The sequence below is a fragment of the Shewanella chilikensis genome (genome assembly GCF_037953065.1).
Taxonomy (GTDB): domain Bacteria; phylum Pseudomonadota; class Gammaproteobacteria; order Enterobacterales; family Shewanellaceae; genus Shewanella; species Shewanella chilikensis.
On the sequence record NZ_CP149966.1, the window covers coordinates 556010 to 574214 of the forward strand.

At 54.3% G+C, this 18205-nt stretch carries 15 protein-coding genes; 11 read left to right on the forward strand and 4 right to left on the reverse strand.

Annotated elements, in window-relative coordinates; translation table 11 throughout:
* Window positions 1-26 precede the first annotated feature (26 nt).
* From mlaF to murA, 7 genes are read left to right on the forward strand one after another with little or no spacing between them, the layout of a single operon-like run.
* Window positions 27-854, forward strand: a complete 828-nt coding sequence (mlaF, locus tag WKR14_RS02640; RefSeq protein ID WP_101056023.1) for a phospholipid ABC transporter ATP-binding protein MlaF — start codon at window positions 27-29, stop codon at window positions 852-854.
* Window positions 841-1626: a lipid asymmetry maintenance ABC transporter permease subunit MlaE gene (gene mlaE / locus WKR14_RS02645; RefSeq protein WP_039033480.1), complete on the forward strand. Its 786-nt coding sequence runs from the start codon at window positions 841-843 to the stop codon at window positions 1624-1626. Before mlaF ends, mlaE begins: the two co-directional genes overlap by 14 nt.
* Window positions 1627-1669: 43 nt before the next feature.
* Entirely contained in the window at window positions 1670-2143 is a 474-nt protein-coding gene (gene mlaD / locus WKR14_RS02650) for an outer membrane lipid asymmetry maintenance protein MlaD (protein ID WP_101056043.1), read from the forward strand.
* Window positions 2144-2153: 10 nt separating this feature from the next.
* Complete coding sequence (locus tag WKR14_RS02655) at window positions 2154-2810, forward strand: MlaC/ttg2D family ABC transporter substrate-binding protein (RefSeq protein ID WP_101056022.1); 657 nt, start codon at window positions 2154-2156, stop codon at window positions 2808-2810.
* A complete protein-coding gene (locus WKR14_RS02660) occupies window positions 2807-3094 on the forward strand; it encodes an STAS domain-containing protein (RefSeq protein ID WP_101056021.1) in 288 nt (95 codons plus the stop codon). Before WKR14_RS02655 ends, WKR14_RS02660 begins: the two co-directional genes overlap by 4 nt.
* A 7-nt stretch (window positions 3095-3101) precedes the next feature.
* Window positions 3102-3359, forward strand: a complete 258-nt coding sequence (locus WKR14_RS02665) for a BolA family protein (RefSeq protein ID WP_039033477.1) — start codon at window positions 3102-3104, stop codon at window positions 3357-3359.
* 9 nt (window positions 3360-3368) lie between these two features.
* Window positions 3369-4628, forward strand: coding sequence for a UDP-N-acetylglucosamine 1-carboxyvinyltransferase (gene murA, locus WKR14_RS02670; RefSeq protein ID WP_101056020.1), 1260 nt, complete (start codon window positions 3369-3371; stop codon window positions 4626-4628).
* A gap of 65 nt (window positions 4629-4693) precedes the next feature.
* Here murA and WKR14_RS02675 read toward each other — a convergent pair whose 3' ends face one another.
* Both WKR14_RS02675 and WKR14_RS02680 read right to left on the reverse strand, forming a co-directional pair.
* Window positions 4694-5653 (reverse strand): GGDEF domain-containing protein, encoded by a 960-nt coding sequence (locus WKR14_RS02675; protein WP_101056019.1) that lies wholly within the window; start codon window positions 5651-5653, stop codon window positions 4694-4696.
* A 15-nt stretch (window positions 5654-5668) separates the two neighbouring features.
* Window positions 5669-6664, reverse strand: coding sequence for a response regulator (locus WKR14_RS02680; RefSeq protein ID WP_101056018.1), 996 nt, complete (start codon window positions 6662-6664; stop codon window positions 5669-5671).
* Window positions 6665-7027: 363 nt separating this feature from the next.
* Between WKR14_RS02680 and WKR14_RS02685 the strand changes: the two genes are divergently transcribed.
* Both WKR14_RS02685 and WKR14_RS02690 read left to right on the forward strand, forming a co-directional pair.
* Window positions 7028-7831: a crotonase/enoyl-CoA hydratase family protein gene (locus tag WKR14_RS02685; RefSeq protein WP_101056042.1), complete on the forward strand. Its 804-nt coding sequence runs from the start codon at window positions 7028-7030 to the stop codon at window positions 7829-7831.
* A 90-nt stretch (window positions 7832-7921) separates the two neighbouring features.
* A complete protein-coding gene (locus WKR14_RS02690) occupies window positions 7922-8425 on the forward strand; it encodes a YqhA family protein (protein WP_039033473.1) in 504 nt (167 codons plus the stop codon).
* A gap of 75 nt (window positions 8426-8500) precedes the next feature.
* On the opposite strand, the gene WKR14_RS02695 is transcribed toward WKR14_RS02690, so the two are convergent.
* Together WKR14_RS02695 and rapA are read right to left on the reverse strand one after the other, a co-directional pair.
* Entirely contained in the window at window positions 8501-9481 is a 981-nt protein-coding gene (locus tag WKR14_RS02695; RefSeq protein ID WP_339087322.1) for a DUF3530 family protein, read from the reverse strand.
* 226 nt (window positions 9482-9707) lie between these two features.
* Window positions 9708-12614 carry an RNA polymerase-associated protein RapA gene (gene rapA / locus WKR14_RS02700; protein ID WP_339087323.1) on the reverse strand — a complete coding sequence of 969 codons (2907 nt, stop codon included), beginning with the start codon at window positions 12612-12614 and terminating at the stop codon, window positions 9708-9710.
* 345 nt (window positions 12615-12959) lie between these two features.
* On the opposite strand from rapA, the gene WKR14_RS02705 reads away from it, so the two are divergent.
* Both WKR14_RS02705 and WKR14_RS02710 read left to right on the forward strand, forming a co-directional pair.
* A complete protein-coding gene (locus WKR14_RS02705; protein WP_039033471.1) occupies window positions 12960-14354 on the forward strand; it encodes a PhoH family protein in 1395 nt (464 codons plus the stop codon).
* A 134-nt stretch (window positions 14355-14488) separates the two neighbouring features.
* On the forward strand, window positions 14489-18181 hold the full coding sequence (locus WKR14_RS02710) for a response regulator (protein WP_101056015.1): 3693 nt from the start codon (window positions 14489-14491) through the stop codon (window positions 18179-18181).
* Window positions 18182-18205 lie beyond the last annotated feature (24 nt).

Genomic DNA, 18205 nt, shown 5'->3' on the forward strand with positions numbered 1-18205 from the left:
CTAGACAAGGTCTCCATTTCATTTTGATGCCGGAATCCAACAAGCAGCAAAATCCTTCTCCCCTGGTCGAGGTCAACAACCTCGGCTTCAGTCGTGGCTCGAGGGTGATTTTTGAGCAGATAAGCCTCACGATTCCCAGAGGTAAAGTCACTGCCATCATGGGACCCAGCGGCATAGGCAAGACTACGCTGCTGAAGCTCATTGGTGGGCAACTGACTCCGGATCATGGCGAGGTGCTGTTCGATGGTCAGGATCTTCACAAGCTGAGCCGCCACGAGCTGTTTGAAGCTCGTAAGCGGATGAGCATGTTGTTCCAGAGCGGCGCCCTGTTTACCGATATGAATGTGTTCGATAACGTGGCGTTTGCACTCAGGGAGCACTCAGGGCTGCCGGAAGCTATCATCCGCCGCATAGTGTTGATGAAGCTTGAAGCCGTAGGACTTCGCGGGGCGGCGCAGTTGATGCCGAGCGAACTTTCCGGCGGTATGCAGCGCCGGGCAGCCTTGGCTCGTGCCATAGCACTCGAGCCGGAAATGGTGCTGTATGACGAGCCGTTTGCCGGTCAGGACCCCATCTCCATGGGAGTGCTGGTGAAGCTGATTAAAGAGCTGTCCGATGCCTTGAATCTCACCTCAGTGGTGGTTTCCCATGACGTTGGCGAAGTGCTGAGCATTGCCGACTATGTGTATGTGATTGCCGACAAGCGCATCATAGCCCATGGCACACCGGCCGAGCTCAAGCAGGCCGACAATCCACAGCTGAGGCAGTTTATCGACGGTATGCCGGATGGCCCTGTGCCTTTTCACTATCCGGCGCAGGATTATCAGAAGGAGTTGCTCGGTGAGCTTGACTGATTCGATAGCCAACCTTGGCCGCAATGCCCTGGGTCTGATAACAGGTCTCGGCAAGGCCGGAGTGATGCTTTGGGGCGCCCTGGTGCAGCTGCCACGGCCGCGCAAAGGCTTGCCACTGCTGATAAAGCAGGTTTACGTCGTCGGCGTGCAGTCCATGGTGATCATTTTGGTTTCCGGGCTGTTTATTGGCATGGTGCTGGCGCTGCAGGGCTACAACATTTTGGTGGATTTTGGCACCGAAGAGAGCCTGGGCCCCATGGTGGCGCTGAGCTTGCTCAGGGAGCTTGGGCCAGTGGTCACCGCCTTGCTGTTTGCCGGCCGCGCCGGTTCAGCCCTGACTGCTGAACTGGGGTTGATGAAATCCACAGAGCAGCTCTCCAGTTTGGAGATGATGGCGATAGATCCGCTACGGCAGGTGATTGCGCCGCGCTTCTGGGCCGGGGTGATCAGCATGCCGTTGCTGGCCTTGATGTTTACCACTGTGGGTATCTATGGCGGTTATCTGGTTGGGGTTGAATGGAAAGGTATAGACAATGGCGCCTTCTGGTCGATTCTGCAGGCCGCGGTGGAGTGGCGGCAGGACATAGTCAACTGTCTGATTAAAAGTTTTGTTTTTGCCATAGTGGTGACCTGGATAGCCCTCTATCGAGGTTATCAGGTGGTGCCTAATCCGGAAGGGATTAGCCGCGCGACCACTCAGACTGTGGTGCAGTCCAGCCTGGCGGTATTGGCGCTGGACTTCTTATTGACGGCGCTGATGTTTGCCCGCTGATTTTGGCGCCGGCGCATAATGGATGATTAACTCTGGTGACTCTATGTTGACACGAAAAATTGAATTTATGGTGGGACTCTTCCTGTTGGCGGGACTGGTGGCTTTTTTGCTGCTGGTATACAAGGTGGCCAATGTGGAGGTGCAGTCCGCTAGCAATACTTACACTCTGACAGCTAAGTTCAGTAATATTGGCGGCCTTAAAGTACGCTCGCCGGTCAAAGTGGGCGGTGTGGTTGTCGGCCGGGTCAGTCAGATCACCCTGGATCCCAAGCAGATGGTGCCAGTGGTGACTCTGACCATGGACAAGCGTTACGACCAGTTTCCTGAAACCAGCAGCCTGGCTATCTTGACCTCTGGCTTGCTGGGTGAACAATTTCTCGGCTTGACGCCCGGGTTTATGGATGACGATATCGCGATTTTGCAAGATGGCGATCGCATTGACGATACCCGTTCGGCACTGGTGCTGGAGGAGTTGATCGGACAGTTTTTATATAGCATGGGTTCAAAGGACAACTAGGAGCACTGAGATGTTTAAAGGGATAATCCGTAATCTGTTGGCCGTCGCCTGCCTGGCGTCTGCATCGGTGGCACAGGCGGCCGATATCGATACCAGTAACCCTTATGTCATGGTGGAGCAGGTTGCCGACAAGACATTTAACCGTTTTCACCAGGATAAGAGCATTATCGACAGCAATCCGGATCACCTCAAGGTGATCGTTAAAGAGGAGCTGATGCCTTATGTGGATTACAAGTACGCCGCTTACAAGGTGATGGGCCAATACCTGCAGCAGACCACCAGAGAGCAGCGTGATGCCTTTGTCGATGCGTTTGAGGGCTATCTGGTTTCCACCTATGCCCAGGCTTTTACCGAGTACACCAATCAGAAGGTGGAATTTGGCCGCGCCATCGACTTCAGCCAGGAAAAGATAGTCGAGGTGAATGTACAGATCATTGAAGCGGGTCGTCCGCCCATCAAGTTGCAGTTCAAGGCACGTCGTTTGAAGGACGATACCTGGAAGGCCTTTGACCTGGTTGCCGAAGGTGTCAGCTTGCTGGCCTCCAAGCAATCGGAAGTCACTACACTCATTCGCCAAAAAGGCATAGATGCCGTGATTGAGATGCTTAAAGAGCGCACTCAGGCTCACGTGGATCCCGATGGCCCCAAAGGCAAGGATGCGCTATGAAGCTTGAGCCACAGGGCGATAGCTGCAAGTTGAGCGGGCGTTTGACTCAAGAAGAAGTCACCCGCTTGTGGAAAACGCGCAAGACACTGCTGCCGGCCGATGTGCGCCGGTTGGATCTCAGCGAGCTGACATACTCGGACAGTGCCGGCATGGCGTTTCTAATGGAGCTTGTCAGTCTCAGAAAGGGGGAGCTGACCCTGGCTTCTCCCTCGCCACAGGTGCGTAAGTTGATCGCCCTGTATGATTTGGATGCCTTCTTTACCAAAGAGGGCCAAACTAGGTAAGTTTCCTATGAATACCACAGAGATAGAACAAATATTAAAGGACTCACTCTCGTTGACGGAAGTTTATGTCAGCGCCGAAGGCAGTCATTTCAAGATAGTGGCCGTGGGTGAATGTTTCGATGGCATGAGCCGTATCAAGCAGCAGCAGGCTATCTATGCGCCCCTGATGGATAAGATCACCAGTGGTGAGATGCATGCGCTCAGTATCAAGACTTTTACGCCTACCCAGTGGCAGCGTGAAAAAATCTTCAACATGCCAGCCTAGAGTATCAATGTGGATAAACTGAAAATTCAGGCAAGCGGTGCGCTTGCCGGTAACGTGGTGATCTCAGGAGCCAAGAACGCCGCTCTGCCTATCCTGATGGCCGGGGTGTTGACTGAATCGGAATTCCTGGTCTCCAACGTACCTAATCTGAGGGACGTTAACACCAGCTGTAAGTTATTGCGTTGCCTCGGTGCCGATGTCAGCGAGCAAGGTAAAGGGCAGATACGTATCGATGCCAGCGGCATCAATGAGTTTTGCGCCCCTTATGATCTGGTGAAAACCATGCGCGCCTCGATTCTGATCCTGGGGCCCTTGCTGGCACGTTTCGGTAAGGCGGATGTGTCTCTGCCGGGGGGCTGCGCTATAGGTGCCCGGCCGGTGAACCTGCACCTGCATGGCCTGGAGCAGATGGGCGCCAAGATAGAAGTCGATGAAGGCTATATCAAGGCGCGGGTCGATGGTCGCCTCAAGGGCGCGCATATCTTTATGGATATGGTCAGTGTCGGTGCCACGGAGAATCTGCTGATGGCCGCGGCCTTGGCCGATGGTGAAACCGTGATTGAAAACGCCGCCCGCGAACCCGAAGTGGTGGACCTGGCCAAGTGCCTTATCGCCATGGGGGCCAAGATAGAGGGCGCCGGAACAGCCACCATACGGATTCAAGGGGTGGAAAAACTCAATGGGTGCCGTTATCGGGTGATGCCGGACAGAATTGAGACAGGCTCGTTTCTGGTGGCTGCAGCCGTGACCCGTGGCCGGATCCGTTGTCTGGATGCCGATCCTGGCTCGCTGGAAGCTGTGCTGGCCAAACTGGAAGATGCCGGCGCCGAAATCCTTACCGGCAGCGACTGGATAGCCCTGGATATGAAGGGCAAGCGTCCCAAGTCAGTCAATATCAAGACTCTGCCTTACCCAGGATTTCCGACCGATATGCAGGCGCAGTTCTGTGTGCTCAATGCACTGGCAGAAGGCACAGGCACTATCACGGAAACCATCTTTGAGAACCGCTTTATGCATGTGCCCGAGTTGAACCGTATGGGCGCCAATATGGAGCTGGAAGGCAATACTTGTATTATTCACGGTATTGAACAGCTCAATGGTGCTCAGGTGATGGCGACCGATCTGCGGGCGTCTGCCAGTTTGGTGATTGCCGGACTGATGGCCGAAGGCACCACAGTGGTGGATCGTATCTATCATTTGGATAGAGGCTATGAACATATCGAAGATAAGTTCAAAGGCCTAGGTGGCTCGGTAGAGCGCCTCTCCTGACCCGGTTGCACGACCAATAAAAAACCACTCTCAGAGTGGTTTTTTATTGGTGTCTTCCCGGCAAATCAATCGCTGAAAATACTGACGCAGTTGCGGCCGGAAACCTTGGCCTGATATAGGGCTTGATCGGCATTGGCCAACCATTGGTCGCTGTTTTCCACCTCGTCACTCAGATCGCAGATCCCCAAACTGATAGTAAAAGGTACCGGCTGACCATTGAAGCTGAAGCGACTACTTTCTATCTGAGTGCGTAGCCGCTCGGCAAAGGAGCGGGCATCTTCGGCGCTGGTGTGGGACAAGACCACGGCAAACTCTTCGCCGCCATAGCGCCCGGCGCAGTCGGTTTCCCTGAGGTTTTGGCTGAGAATATGGGACAGATGCTGAATAACCCTGTCTCCGGCGATATGCCCCAGGCTGTCGTTAATCCGTTTGAAGTGATCTATATCGAACATCACCAGGCTGGCTGGCTCGCCATAGCGGGTGTGGCGATCAAACTCCCGCTGCATGCAAAATTGCCAGTGTCTGCGATTGTGCAGTTGGGTCAGGCCATCGGTTTGACTCAGGTGTTCCAGGCGTTCGTTGGCGCTTTTGAGCTGCAGCTTGTTGATGGCGATATCCGTCACATCATAGATAATAATGCTGATATGGGAGATCTGCCCGGTCAGAGAGGCCAGCGGCAGCAGGGTGACATTCTGGAACATGAATTCGGCGCGGCCTGTGATGGGCCGATAGTTCTTGAATTTGAATACATAGGGCCTCTGCTCCCAACTGATGAAGGCGCGGTTTTTCAGCAGAAACACAGATTCCATCTTCTGCTTGAGCCAACTGGCCGGCAGATCCGGAAAACGTTCAAACAGGTTGTTGCCCTTGATATCGTTGGGAGAGACGCCACTGTGGTTTTCCATAAAGCCATTCCACAGCTGAATATTGTATTCTCTGTCCAGCACCACCAGGCCAACCTCTATGGTTTGCACCATGTCGATCAGCCAGTGCAGTTCATTTATTGCATTCAAATCCTTTGCCATGGCAAACCTGTTTTGTCAGTTCATCAGATAGCCGAGCTTGAAATTCAGCGTCGGCAAGGAGTCTTCGGTAAAGAGCAGTAGCAGATCACACTGCACATTGTGATCTTCGATGCGATAGTTGATCTCCATCGCCAGCGTGCGCTGCCAGCGATCTGAGTTATCGTGGATCAGATCGTTCACTGTGCAATGCCGTCCGAGCACCACAGGGTGTGCCTGGCTGAATTGCATATCCAGCTGCTCCGAGATGCCGCTGAGGAAGGCGCCGATCAACACGTTGGCTGTGTCGATCATCACCTCGATTTCCGTGTTGGTGTCTTCGGGGTCTGACAGGCCCATCAATTTGGCCATATCCTTGAAGCTGGAGTCGTGAAACAGCAGTAGCGCCTCACCGGCAATGCCGGCACCGATAAAACCCTGACACAGCGCCGATATCTTGGGGCTTTGCTCTGTGGCTTTGAGTGCCATGGTCAACTCACTGACCTCCAGCACATTGACGTTGGGAATGGGCAGGAGCACAAATACATCCAGCAACTTGGCCAGCAGATCGGCGGCGCGACCCATGGCAACGTTGGCGACTTCCTGGCAGGCATCACGCATATCCACCTGGATCATTGGCTCTTCGTTGCCGTCGCCGCCTTCGGCCAACTGTAAAATGCCATATTCCTGTAGTATGTTGCGAATGGCATCTGCACTGACGGGCTTTTGAATAAAATCCAGCGCGCCCAAGGCTTTGACTCTTTGATGGGCTTTAATTTGGATATCGCCCGAGACGACTATCACCATGGCCGGCAGATCTTGTTGTTGAATGGCTTGCAACACTTCATAACCATCCATGACCGGCATATTGAGATCCAAAAAGACAATCTCACCCTTGCCGGCGCGGATAGCCTCAAGTCCTTCGGCGCCATTGGCAGCAAAGTTGATGTCGACTTCCCATTCTTTGGGAAGAGTACGGGCCATCTGCTTTCGCGCCAGTGCAGAGTCGTCGCATATGAGTACCGGAATCGCCATAGAGATTTCCTGTTCTACCGCATTACTTGAAGATAACACCTACAGCGGCATTTTTTGTGATTATCCTCTGACTATGCCGCTGGATCAGTGAGGACAGGGCCGATAGCAATATACCGGCAGATACGGACTTTATGCCCGTTTCTCATATTTGGCAGGATAAAATCTTATTTAGTGCAATGGCTTGCCTGTTGAGGGTCGATATTGTGAACACTTGTCGCCACTAAGTCAAAACCAATGTCAGTTTATTGACGTAAGCCAAAATTTAAACTGTGCTGTGATATTGAAATAGAGAGATTTTTGATCTGGCCTGACCTGTTTGATGGTGATACCGTTAACATAACTTCAACTTTCAAGGACCTGCAGATGCAGTGGCAGACTCTCAGCCTGGAATGGCAGCAACAGTTGGCTATCGTTAGCTTGAACCGGCCGGATAAGCTCAACGCCATTAATTACACCATGTTCAGCGAGCTCAAGGCGATGGCGCGTCATTTGCGCCGTCAACGGCATTTGCGGGCGGTGATCCTTAGAGGCGAGGGCGGCCAATTCAGCTCGGGCTTGGATATCAAGAGTGTGGCTAACTCTCCCTGGCAAGCGCTGAAGCTGCTGTTCAAGTGGCTACCGGGCAATGCCAATTTGGCGCAGCAGGTGTCTGTCGCCTGGCGAGAGCTACCGGTTCCTGTCATTGCCGTCTTGGATGGCCGCTGCTATGGCGGCGGCTTGCAAATTGCGCTCGGCGCCGATTTTCGTATTGCCGCCAATGACGCCGAGTTGTCAATAATGGAGGCCAAGTGGGGCTTGGTTCCCGACATGGGTGGCCTGGTGAGTTTGCGGGAAATTCTGGCAAAAGATCAGGCATTGAAACTCAGTATGACGGCGGAATTAATCCCGGCTCCCAAGGCGTTGGAACTTGGGCTGGTGACCGAGTGCTGCAGTGATCCTCTGGCCCGGGCACAAGAACTGGCATGTGGGCTCAATGAGCGCTCTCCGGATGCGTTGGCGGCGATAAAGCTGAGTATCAACCGCAGCTGGAAAGGTTCCCGCAGGCGCCTGCTGGCGCGGGAGTCCTGGAGTCAGGTACGTTTGCTCTTGGGGCGTAACAGAACCATTGCCGCCGTGCGGCAGGGCAAGGACCCCGAGCGGGCCTTTGAACCGCGGCGAAACTGGTGAGATATCCTTCACGGCTAAATAAATATTAACTTGACCTATATGACAGAAGCGCCTGAAAATCCGTCACTTTATTTATAAATAGGAATTGGGATGCGGATTTTTTTTGAACGCTTGCTCTGGGGCAGTCGCTTGTCTGTCATGGTTGGAGTCTTCTCCTGTGTGTTGGCTGCCTTGGTCACTTTTGTCATGGGAGTCAAGGACGTGCTGCATATGTTTGCCCTACTGTGGGAATACCTGCTCAGTGGCAGCTATGATGTGCGCAATGATCTTGTGATGGTATTGGTGGAGATACTGGATACCTTCCTGCTCGGGGCCGTGCTGCTGATCTTCGCTTTCGGCCTCTATGAACTCTTTATCCGTAACCTGGAACCGGCCAGTAACTCGGATACCGGCGGCAAGATATTGATCATCTCCAGCATAGATGCGCTCAAGAGCAAGCTGGGCAAAGTGATATTGATGATGTTGATCATCAAGGTGTTTTCCTTCTTTGCCGATATCAAACCCAGCTCGGCACTGGACTTGCTGTTCATGGGCGGCACTGTGGTGCTCATCTCCCTGGCGTTAATGTTCTCCAATGGCGGCAAGAAAGAGTAATCGCATTCCCGACATTTACTCTACGGAAAGCTTGGCCTGGGAGCCGATTTCGGCAGCAACTTCTGTATTAGACGGTCACTGATTGGCTTCAGTGGCCGTTTTTTCGTTTGCTGCCAGCTGTTTCAGCACCTTTCTGGCCATGCCTTCTATCATCATCAAGGTGTTTTCAAAGGCTACATCCTGACGCAGATCCAGCGCCAGTAATTGCTGCCGGTATTGATTGTCCGGCTGGCTCATTGCCAGCGATTTACGACTTTTTACCGTGGCCTGCGAGGCTTGATGACCGTCGGGGGATTGGATATCGAGTACCGCCAACTCCAATCCGGCCAGCTGCTTTGGCAAGGCCAGATTGACATCGGGATCGTCAAGGTAGGGATTGATCACCACCAGCAAGTCCGGTTTGGCCAACTTCTGCGCTGCCAACAACTCAATTACCAAGGCGGCGGACTGATCCTGGGCTATCAGCAAGCGCTTGCCTGGAAAGGGGGCTCCCAAGGTGTCCAATTGCGCCAGACTCTGTTGGATAAAGCTCTGTTGCTGTTTCCTGAGTTTCTGCCATTCCTCTGCCTCTCGGCGGCTCGTTGCCTGGTTGCGTTTCCCCGGCATTTTGCCATCGCCTGCCTTGCTTATTTCCTGGGCCTCTGTGGTGAAGTTGGGCTGCTCAGGAAAGGGCGGTGGTGTGATGCTGAGACTGGCCCAGCCTGCGGGATTGATGTTGCGGCGCAAGAAGGCGTTGAGCCCGGGGGCATCGGCGTGGGTGCCGGGAGGCGGCAGTAACAGCGCCGAGCCCAATTGTTTCGGGCCACTCCAGGGGCGTATCAGAACGGCTTGCTCCTCGCCATCTACTTGGATCTTTTGCAGTTCTGAGGAGGCGACATGCTCCAACGCCCGGCTATTGTCTCTGGGTTTCATAGGGGCTGTTTCAGGCGTTTGACTCGCTGGCTCTGGTTGAGTCTGCGCCTGGTTGGCCATGTCTTGGTTGGTTGGCTCATCGGCAGCCAGTACCACCAAAGGCAAAAAGCACAGCATAGCTATCGTCCTGGGTATCAGCGCCAAGGGAACTCCTTAAACTTGCTTTGGCTGGAATAGCATGATTCTGCAGCCTTTATTGACTCAATGCCAAAATTATAAGCCGCAAATTTGTGCACTAGTAGCTGTTGTATCGAAAGTTTGCGTGCTGATCCCATGTTTGAAGGCGTGGTGCACCAGGGCTTCTGAAATTTAGCGCAAAAAGCAAGACCCGCAGTTAGCGGGTCTTGGGGGATGATATTTGATTGGATTGTCAGGCGTGGCTGACCAGCACCAGGCGCACGGCATCGAGCTGCAGCTGACATTGATCCAAATAGCCGCGTAGTTCGGCTATCTGATTTTGCAGATACTCAAGCTCGGCGTCACGGATATTGGGGTTCACCGCCTTGAGGGCTTCCAGGCGCTGCAGCTCGGCGCCCAGTTGGCGTTCCATCTGCTGCTGGGCTTCGGCCTGCAGGTTGGACATAGCTTCCATGGCGTGGGCTTCGCCCTTGGCCAGCAATGGATGCAGTATCGCCTGTGAGGCGTTGACCAGTTTGCTGCCGATATGGCGGTTAACCGCGCTGAGCTGGCGATCAAAATGCTCGTAGCTCACCTTGTCAGACAGATTGTTGCCGTCTTTATCCAGCAGAATACGCAGTGGTGTCGGCGGCAGATAGCGATACAGCTGGCTGGACTTGGGCGCCGAGGCCTGTGCCAGATAGATAAGCTCCAGGAACACGGTACCTGCTGGCAACGCCTTGTTCTTGAGGATGGCAACACTTGTGGTGCCTGTCTCAGAACCTGTGATCAGATCCAACCCGGTTTGCACCAGAGGATGCTCCTGGGTTATCAGGGCGATATCGTCGCGGGACAGGGCGGTTTCCCGGTCGAAAGTCACGGTAATGCCATCTTCCGGCAGGCCAGGATAAGTGGGATACATCATGTGCTCACTCGGGCGCAGCACTATGGTGTTTTCGCCTCTATCGTCCTGATCCAGACCTATGATGTCCCACAGACGGATCACTGAGCCGATAAGCTGGGTGTCGTTATCCATCTGCGCCAGTCTCTCGGCCAATGCCAATGACCTGTCGCCGCCGTGGGAGTTGAGTTCCAGCAGCTTGTCGCGGCCCTGCTCCATTGCCTGCTTTAGCTCTTTATAACGGCTGCGGGTGTCGCGCAGCAGCTTAGCCATCTCTTCTTTGTTTTCTTCTACCAGCAGTGGCAGCAACTGGGCGCCAAACTCCTTGAACAGAATATGGCCGCCGGGGCAGGTGAGTTCGAAGGCGTTGAGGCCTTCATGGTACCAGGCCAACAGACGCTCCTGCGCCGTGTCGGTGAGGAAGGGCAGGTGGATCTCTACATCATGGTTCTGACCTATGCGATCCAGGCGACCTATGCGCTGTTCCAGCAGATCCGGGTTCAATGGCAGATCAAACAGCACCAACTGGCTGGCGAACTGGAAGTTACGCCCTTCGGAACCGATTTCCGAGCAGATCAACGCCTGGGCACCACCCTCTTCCTGGGCGAAGAAGGCACCGGCTTTGTCCCGTTCTATGATGGACATGCCCTCATGGAACACAGTGGCGAGGATCCCTTCACGGGTGCGCAGCGCTTCTTCCAGACTCAGCGCCGTGGCGGCCTGACTGGCGATGATCAGCACTTTCTTGCTGCGGTTTTGCTTGAGGAAATCGATGAGCCAGTCGACCCTGGGGTCGAACTTCCACCAGGCGGCGGAGTTTTCATCAAACTCCTGATACATTTTTTCCGGCGCCAGCGCGTAGGCGGCCTTCATTTCCAGGGTGCGGTGACCATTCATCATGGCACTGACTCGGGCCGCAGTGAGGTACTGCTCCGGCATGGCCTGTGGATAGGCGTTGAAAATGCGTTTCGGGAAGCCTTTGACCGAGGCGCGGCTGTTGCGGTACAGCACCCGACCTGTGCCGTGCCTATCGAGCAGCTCTTGCAGCAGCTCGTCACGGGCGGCTTGCTGCTGCTCGGCATCGACACCGTCAGCCTGGATAAGGCGAATAGCGGGGGCGATATCTTTCTCGGACAAGAGTTCGGTCAGGCTGTTGATGGCATTGTCGGGCAGCTTGTTGCCACTTGCCAGCGCCTCGGCGGCGAGGGCCACCTCTTTGTAGCCTTGTTCCTCTTTGATAAAGGCTTGATAGTCGTAGAAACGATCCGGATCCAGCAGTCGCAGTCGGGCAAAGTGGCTCTCATGGCCCAACTGATCCGGGGTTGCGGTCAGCAGCAGTACGCCGGGCACCACTTCCGCCAGAGCTTCAACCACCTGATAGGCCCGGCTCGGAGCCTCTTCGGTCCACTCCAGGTGATGGGCCTCATCGACCACCATAAGATCCCAGTCGGCATCCAGCGCCTGGTCGAGACGGCGCTTCTTGCGCAGCAGTTCCAGTGAGCAGATCACCAACTGTTCGGTGTAGAAGGGGTTGTCATGGTCGGCAAAGGCTTCGATGCAGCGATCTTCATCGAATACGGCAAATCGCAGGTTAAAGCGGCGCAGCATCTCCACCAGCCATTGGTGGCGCAAGGTATCTGGTACTATCACAAGTACCCGCTCGGCGCGGCCTGTCATCAACTGTTGATGAATGATGAGGCCGGCTTCTATGGTCTTGCCCAGACCCACTTCATCGGCCAGCAGCACCCGTGGCGCGTAGCGGCGCCCGACCTCATGGGCAATCCACAGCTGATGCGGAATAAGGCCGACTCTGGGACCTTGCAGCCCCAGCAGATCTGAGGTGGCCAGATTGTGGCGCAGTTGCTGGGCGGCGTAGCGCACCCCGAATCTGTCCAGTCTGTCTATCTGGCCGGCAAAGAGTCTGTCCTGCGGCTTGTTGAAACGAATATTGTGATCCAGCAAGGTTTCCCTCAGCTGCACTTCTTCGCCGGTTTCGCTGTGAATGCCGGTGTAGATCACCAGCCCGTCTTTTTCATCCAAAGAGTTGATGGTCAGTGTCCAGTCTTCATGGCTCTTGACCTGATCACCTGGGTTATAAATCACCCGGGTTAACGGGGCGTCGTTGCGGGAGAACATGCGGTTCTCTCCGGTGGCGGGGAACAGCAGTGAGACCATGCGGCCTTCCAGTTGTACTACTGTACCCAAACCAAGCTCTGATTCGGTATCACTGATCCAGCGTTGACCTAAGGCGAAGGGCATCTTTAACTCTCATCTCCGGGCGGATTCACAAAGGGCGCGTATGTTATACCAATCCGAGTATAATACCAATCCTGCCCAGCAGGCCTTTTCGTCCGCTTGTCATCCAATCGTCATCTTTAGCATCCTACACTCAAAAACGGATACCGCGCAGTGGCCATTAAAGAGACTGCAAAGGGTATTTGTCATCCGTTGCTAAAGGTGCCAGTATTAGTTTAAGCCATGTCACAGTGGTGAAACCTACCCGCAATCAGTTAGAAACAGGAGTGACATATACCCCAACCCCAGGCCTGCGCTGGCCCATGACAACAAAGCTGTGAGTAGCTCATTGACGCAAATGGAGGCGCCATGGAACAAGACGACAGAAAGTTGTTTGTACTTGATACCAATGTGTTATTACATGAACCCTTAGCGATTTACTCCTTTAAAGAACATGATGTTGTGGTCCCAATGACGGTACTGGAGGAATTGGACCAGATAAAAGACAGAAAGCGGGATGTCAGCCGCGATGCCAGGGTCGCCATTCGGGCGCTGGAAGATATCCTCGGCGGCAAGACCACTCCGGAACAGATAATCAAAGGGGTTCCCCTTCCAAGCCGCGAAGGGCACACAGATGCCACAGGTACTCTGGCCATCTTCCCCGACCACCAGATTGAATTCACCATAGGCTCGCTGCCCGGCGACAACAACGACAACCGCATCATCAACACAGCCCTGCATCTGCAAAATCAATACGAGCCCCGTACCGTGGTGCTGGTCACCAAAGACATCAATATGCGTCTCAAGGCCAAAGGTGCCGGGATACTCCTGGTAGAAGACTACCGCACAGATCAGCTGATCGATGACATACGTTTTCTGTCCAAGGGTTTTCATCAATTTGAAGGCAACTTCTGGGAGCATCTGCACAAAGTGGCCACCGAGCGTCATGGCCGTCATACTGTGCACGATGTGCCGCTCAAGGACCTGGGCGACGATCTGTTTTATATCAACCAATATCTACTGGACGATGAGTCCGAATTTTGTGGCCGGGTGGTCGGCCGCAGTGAAACCAGTCTCAATGTGCTGGATCTCGGTCGCGATCGCCTGATGAATATGGAGGCCTGGGGCGTGAGACCGAAGAACATCTATCAGGGCATGGCGCTGCAGGCCTTGATGGATCCCGATATCGATCTGGTTATTCTCACCGGCCCAGCAGGATGCGGCAAAACACTGTTGGCGATGGCGGCAGCATTGGAGCTGGTGGTGGAGCGAAATCTCTACGACAAGGTAATAGTCACCCGGAATACTCCGGAAATCGCCGAATCGATAGGCTTCCTGCCGGGCACGGAAGAGGAAAAAATGGCTCCTTGGCTGGCGGCAATTACCGATACCCTGGAGGTGCTGCACAAGCATGATGTTAACCCCAGTGGTTCACTCAACTACATAATGGAAAAGGCCAATATCCAGTTTAAGTCGATTAACTTTATGCGTGGGCGTTCGATTCAGAACTCGGTGGTATTGCTGGATGAGTGTCAAAACCTGACGGCCTCACAGCTGAAAACCATGATCACCCGTATGGGAGAAGGCACCAAGCTTATCTGTTGCGGTAACCTGGCGCAGATAGACTCCAACTATCTGACCGCGGTCACCTCGGGTTTAACCTATATGGTTGAACGCTTTAAAAATTTTGAGGGTAGTGCCAACATTTATCTCAACGGCGTAGTGCGCTCACGGCTGGCAGAGTTTGCCGAAGAGCAGCTCTGATAAACCCTGCTACTGAAAAAGGCCCCATTTCGGGGCCTTTGCTTTGTGCGGGGTACTGCATATGCAGCCAAATTAAGTATATGATATCTTTCTTCCCCACCGCTTGGGGATGGGCCGTGATGCAAGGGTAATGGATGAAATTGAGTGAGCCGGATCTGCAGCTGAAATCTCCGATCCAGAAAAATTACAACCGTGCAGTGTTTTACACCTATATGGGGGTGATTGTACTGGCGTTGCTCACCGCCTGGGTGTTTTTTGAACGCCAGAAGACCCAGCAGATGGAGCTCAGGGAAGAACAGGTCGATCGCCATGTGATGCAGATTGACCTCTTGCTGGAATCCAGTATCCGTGCGGTCAAGAGCCTGCGTAATGTGGCCGTGGACCACTTGCGCCTGGCCGAGCAGGTGCGCAAGGACAGGCTGCCTCAGTACGAGAAATTCAACGAAAGTGGGCAGTTCTTTACCCTGGAGCCTAATTACGCCAGGAGTGGTGAACCCTTCACCAACATGGGGCGGATAACCGGCTCAGGTACTCTCGATGGCCGCGGCGACAAGTTCTATCAGGAACTGGAGATGCTGTTTGAGCTGTCATTGTCGTTCCCGGTCGCCAAGGAGGCTGCGCCCAAGGCCTCGGCCATCTATTATCTGTCCAAGCGGCGGATGATGTCCTATTACCCCTGGCCCTCGGATGAGCAGCGTTTTCGCGATGAACTGCTGAACAAGAAACAGTTTCAACTGGCGACTCCGGCGATGAACCCCCAGCGCAGTGTGTTCTGGAGTGAGGCCTATGTGGACTCGGCCGGTAATGGCCTGTTGACCACCCTCGGGGTGCCCATCTATCTCGAAGATGAGTTTATCGGCTCAATTAATCTGGATATGACACTGGCATCGCTCGCCAAACAGATACGTCTCTATTTCAAAATGCCGGGCACTGTGATTTTGCTGGATCAGGGCAATAATATTCTTTCCCACAGCGATTTTGATACCTCCAGCATTAACCGGGTCTACCACATCAGTCAGCGGATCCCATCCGAGCTGCATTCATTGCCTGAGTCCGAGTTGTTCGATGCCCACGAGGGGATGATCCGTAACGGCTATTACATCCACTCAGTGGCGCTGCACAACGCCCCTTGGCGCCTGCTCTATCTGCAGGATGTTGACGATCTGTTTCTGGACTCGTTCGAGAAGCTGCAGCTGAGCTTTATTTTAGTGGTACTGGCCTTGTCTGTGCTGGTGACCATAGTGCACTGGCAGACTCGCCGCTCTTTCGTCAGCCCGGCCTCGCGCTTGCTGTCACACCTGGAAGACTGTTCCCGTGAGCCGATCCGGCCGCCGGCGAAGATCACCCAGGGCTGGGAGCCCTGGTTCCAGTTGGTCAGCCGCATTTTTGAAGAAAACCAGCAATATACCCGTCACCTGGCAGAGCAGAACAAGCGGCTGGATAAACTGGTGGCCCGGCGCACCGAGCGGCTGAAGGAAACCACAGAAAAGCGGGAGCGGGAATACGCCCTGCTGCGCTCTTTGTTGGACTCGATTCCTGAAGCCATTGTCTTCAAAGACAAAGAAGGCAAGTACCTCGGCTGCAACAAGTCGGCCGAGCGGGTACTTGGCTATACCGAGGCCGAGATGATCGGCCTGAATTCAGATACTTTGACCACCCCGGAGCAGGCCGCCAGAATTCGCGCCGAGGATGAACAGGTGCTCAAGGACAGGGCGCCGCTGCGCTATCAGGAAAAGGTCGAGCTGGCGGGCAAGCCCGTGCTGCTCGATACCCTCAAGCTGCCGTTTTATAACCGCCGCGGCGAGATGCTGGGCTTGATTGCCGTTTGGCGTGATGTGACCCGCGAATATGAAGCCGCCGAGCAGTTGCGTTTGTCGGAAGAACGTTATCACCTGGCGATGGATGCGGTGGAAGATGGCCTGTGGGACTGGTATCTGGATTCGGAGCAGATCATCTGCAACCCGGCCTACTACACTATGCTGGGCTACAAGACCAATGAGTTTCCGGCGCTGCTGTCGACCATAGACGAGCTGATCCATCCGGACGACAGGATCCGGGTTGAAGAGTATCGCGAGCAGTATCTGGCCGATCCCATAGGCGCCTATGAGATAGAGTTCCGAATGCGCGGCAAGAGCGGGCAGTATCACTGGGTGCTGTCCCGTGGCCGGGTGGTGGAATTTACCGCCAACAATGAGCCCAGGCGTATGCTGGGTACCCACAAGGACATTACCCGCAGCAAGAGCAACGAGGTGGCCTTGCTGGAGGCCAAGAAAGATGCCGAACTGGCCAACCTCTACAAGAGTGAATTCTTGGCCAATATGAGCCATGAGATCCGCACGCCGATGAATGCCATCATAGGCATGCTGCAACTGGCGCAGCGCACCAACCTGACGGTGCAGCAGAAAGATTATCTGGAGAAGGCCGGCTTCTCGGCCCAATCATTGCTGCGGATCATCAATGACATTCTCGACTTCTCCAAGATTGAAGCCGGGAAGCTGGAGCTGGAGCGGGTCTCCTTCCCGTTGGACAAGGTGCTGGAGCACGCCTTGGATATCAACTCACTCAAGGCGCAGGAGAAAGGGGTTGAGCTGTTACTGTATGCCCCTGTGACCGCCGGACTTATGCTCAAGGGCGATCCGCTGCGTCTCGGCCAGGTGCTGGTGAATCTCTTGTCCAACGCGGTCAAGTTTACCTCTGAAGGGGAGATTGAACTCGGCTGTGAAGATGTCGGCGAACGCGATCATCGTATAACCCTCAAATTCTGGGTTCGCGACACAGGCATAGGGATCAGCAAGGAGCAGCAGGAGATACTGTTTGACGCCTTTGCCCAGGCAGATGGCTCTACCACCCGTAAATATGGTGGTACTGGCCTTGGCTTGTCCATCAGTAAGCATCTGGTGTCCATGATGGGCGGCAAGATGCAGGTGCAGAGTGAACCGGGTGTCGGCAGTGTATTCAGCTTTACCATCAGCTTTGAAATCGCCGAAGAGGCCAAGATTGAACCTCTGGTGATGCCGGAGCAACTCAACAGCCTGCGGGCGCTGGTGGTGGACGATAACTCTACGGCGCTGCAGATATATTCGACCCTGATGCGCGATTTCCACTTCGAGGTGGACACTGCTGCCAGCGGTGCCGAAGCCCTTTATAAGTTGGAAAAACAGGAAACCGACCTACTGCTAATCGACTGGATGATGCCGGAAATGGATGGCCGTGAGGTGATCCGTACCCTGGATGAAATGGTGGCCAATGGCAGAATAAGCAAGCGCCCCGTGGTGATCATGATGACGGCCTATGCCGCCGGTCCATTGGCCCAGGAAGTGGAAGATGCCAATGTGTTTGCGCTGCTGCAAAAGCCCTTCAAGGCCTCGACTCTGTTTGATGAGATAATCTCAGCCTTTGCCGAGAAACCTCATTCGGCGACTGTGGCTGAAATTACCGACAACCAGAGCGGTGGTCATAAAGGCCTGGTACTGCTGGTGGAAGACAACCTGATCAACCAGCAGGTGGCCTCCGAACTGCTGCGCAGCGCCGGTTATGAGGTAGATCTGGCCGACAATGGTCAAATTGCCCTCGATATGGTGGAGCAGCGCCAATACGATGCGGTATTGATGGATATTCAGATGCCTGTGATGGATGGCCTGACGGCGACCCGGGAACTGCGCAAGAAATACGACAGGGAGACCTTGCCGATTATCGCCATGACGGCCCATGCCATGTCAGGCGATCGTGAGAAGAGCCTGGCGGCGGGAATGAACGCTCATATCACCAAGCCTATTATGCTCAATGAACTCTTTGATACCTTAAGTGAATGGGTGGGCAGGACTTGAGATAAACCGGCCGATCCCTTAACT

What these genes read in the sequence shown, in the direction of transcription:
- mlaF (WP_101056023.1), top strand. Translation starts at nt 27, where the DNA reads ATGCCGGAATCCAACAAGCAGCAAAATCCTTCTCCCCTGGTCGAGGTC.
- mlaD (WP_101056043.1), top strand. Translation starts at nt 1,670, where the DNA reads ATGTTGACACGAAAAATTGAATTTATGGTGGGACTCTTCCTGTTGGCG.
- WKR14_RS02655 (WP_101056022.1), top strand. Translation starts at nt 2,154, where the DNA reads ATGTTTAAAGGGATAATCCGTAATCTGTTGGCCGTCGCCTGCCTGGCG.
- WKR14_RS02660 (WP_101056021.1), top strand. Translation starts at nt 2,807, where the DNA reads ATGAAGCTTGAGCCACAGGGCGATAGCTGCAAGTTGAGCGGGCGTTTG.
- WKR14_RS02665 (WP_039033477.1), top strand. Translation starts at nt 3,102, where the DNA reads ATGAATACCACAGAGATAGAACAAATATTAAAGGACTCACTCTCGTTG.
- WKR14_RS02675 (WP_101056019.1), bottom strand. Translation starts at nt 5,653, where the DNA reads ATGGCAAAGGATTTGAATGCAATAAATGAACTGCACTGGCTGATCGAC.
- WKR14_RS02680 (WP_101056018.1), bottom strand. Translation starts at nt 6,664, where the DNA reads ATGGCGATTCCGGTACTCATATGCGACGACTCTGCACTGGCGCGAAAG.
- WKR14_RS02685 (WP_101056042.1), top strand. Translation starts at nt 7,028, where the DNA reads ATGCAGTGGCAGACTCTCAGCCTGGAATGGCAGCAACAGTTGGCTATC.
- WKR14_RS02690 (WP_039033473.1), top strand. Translation starts at nt 7,922, where the DNA reads ATGCGGATTTTTTTTGAACGCTTGCTCTGGGGCAGTCGCTTGTCTGTC.
- rapA (WP_339087323.1), bottom strand. Translation starts at nt 12,614, where the DNA reads ATGCCCTTCGCCTTAGGTCAACGCTGGATCAGTGATACCGAATCAGAG.
- WKR14_RS02705 (WP_039033471.1), top strand. Translation starts at nt 12,960, where the DNA reads ATGGAACAAGACGACAGAAAGTTGTTTGTACTTGATACCAATGTGTTA.
- WKR14_RS02710 (WP_101056015.1), top strand. Translation starts at nt 14,489, where the DNA reads ATGAAATTGAGTGAGCCGGATCTGCAGCTGAAATCTCCGATCCAGAAA.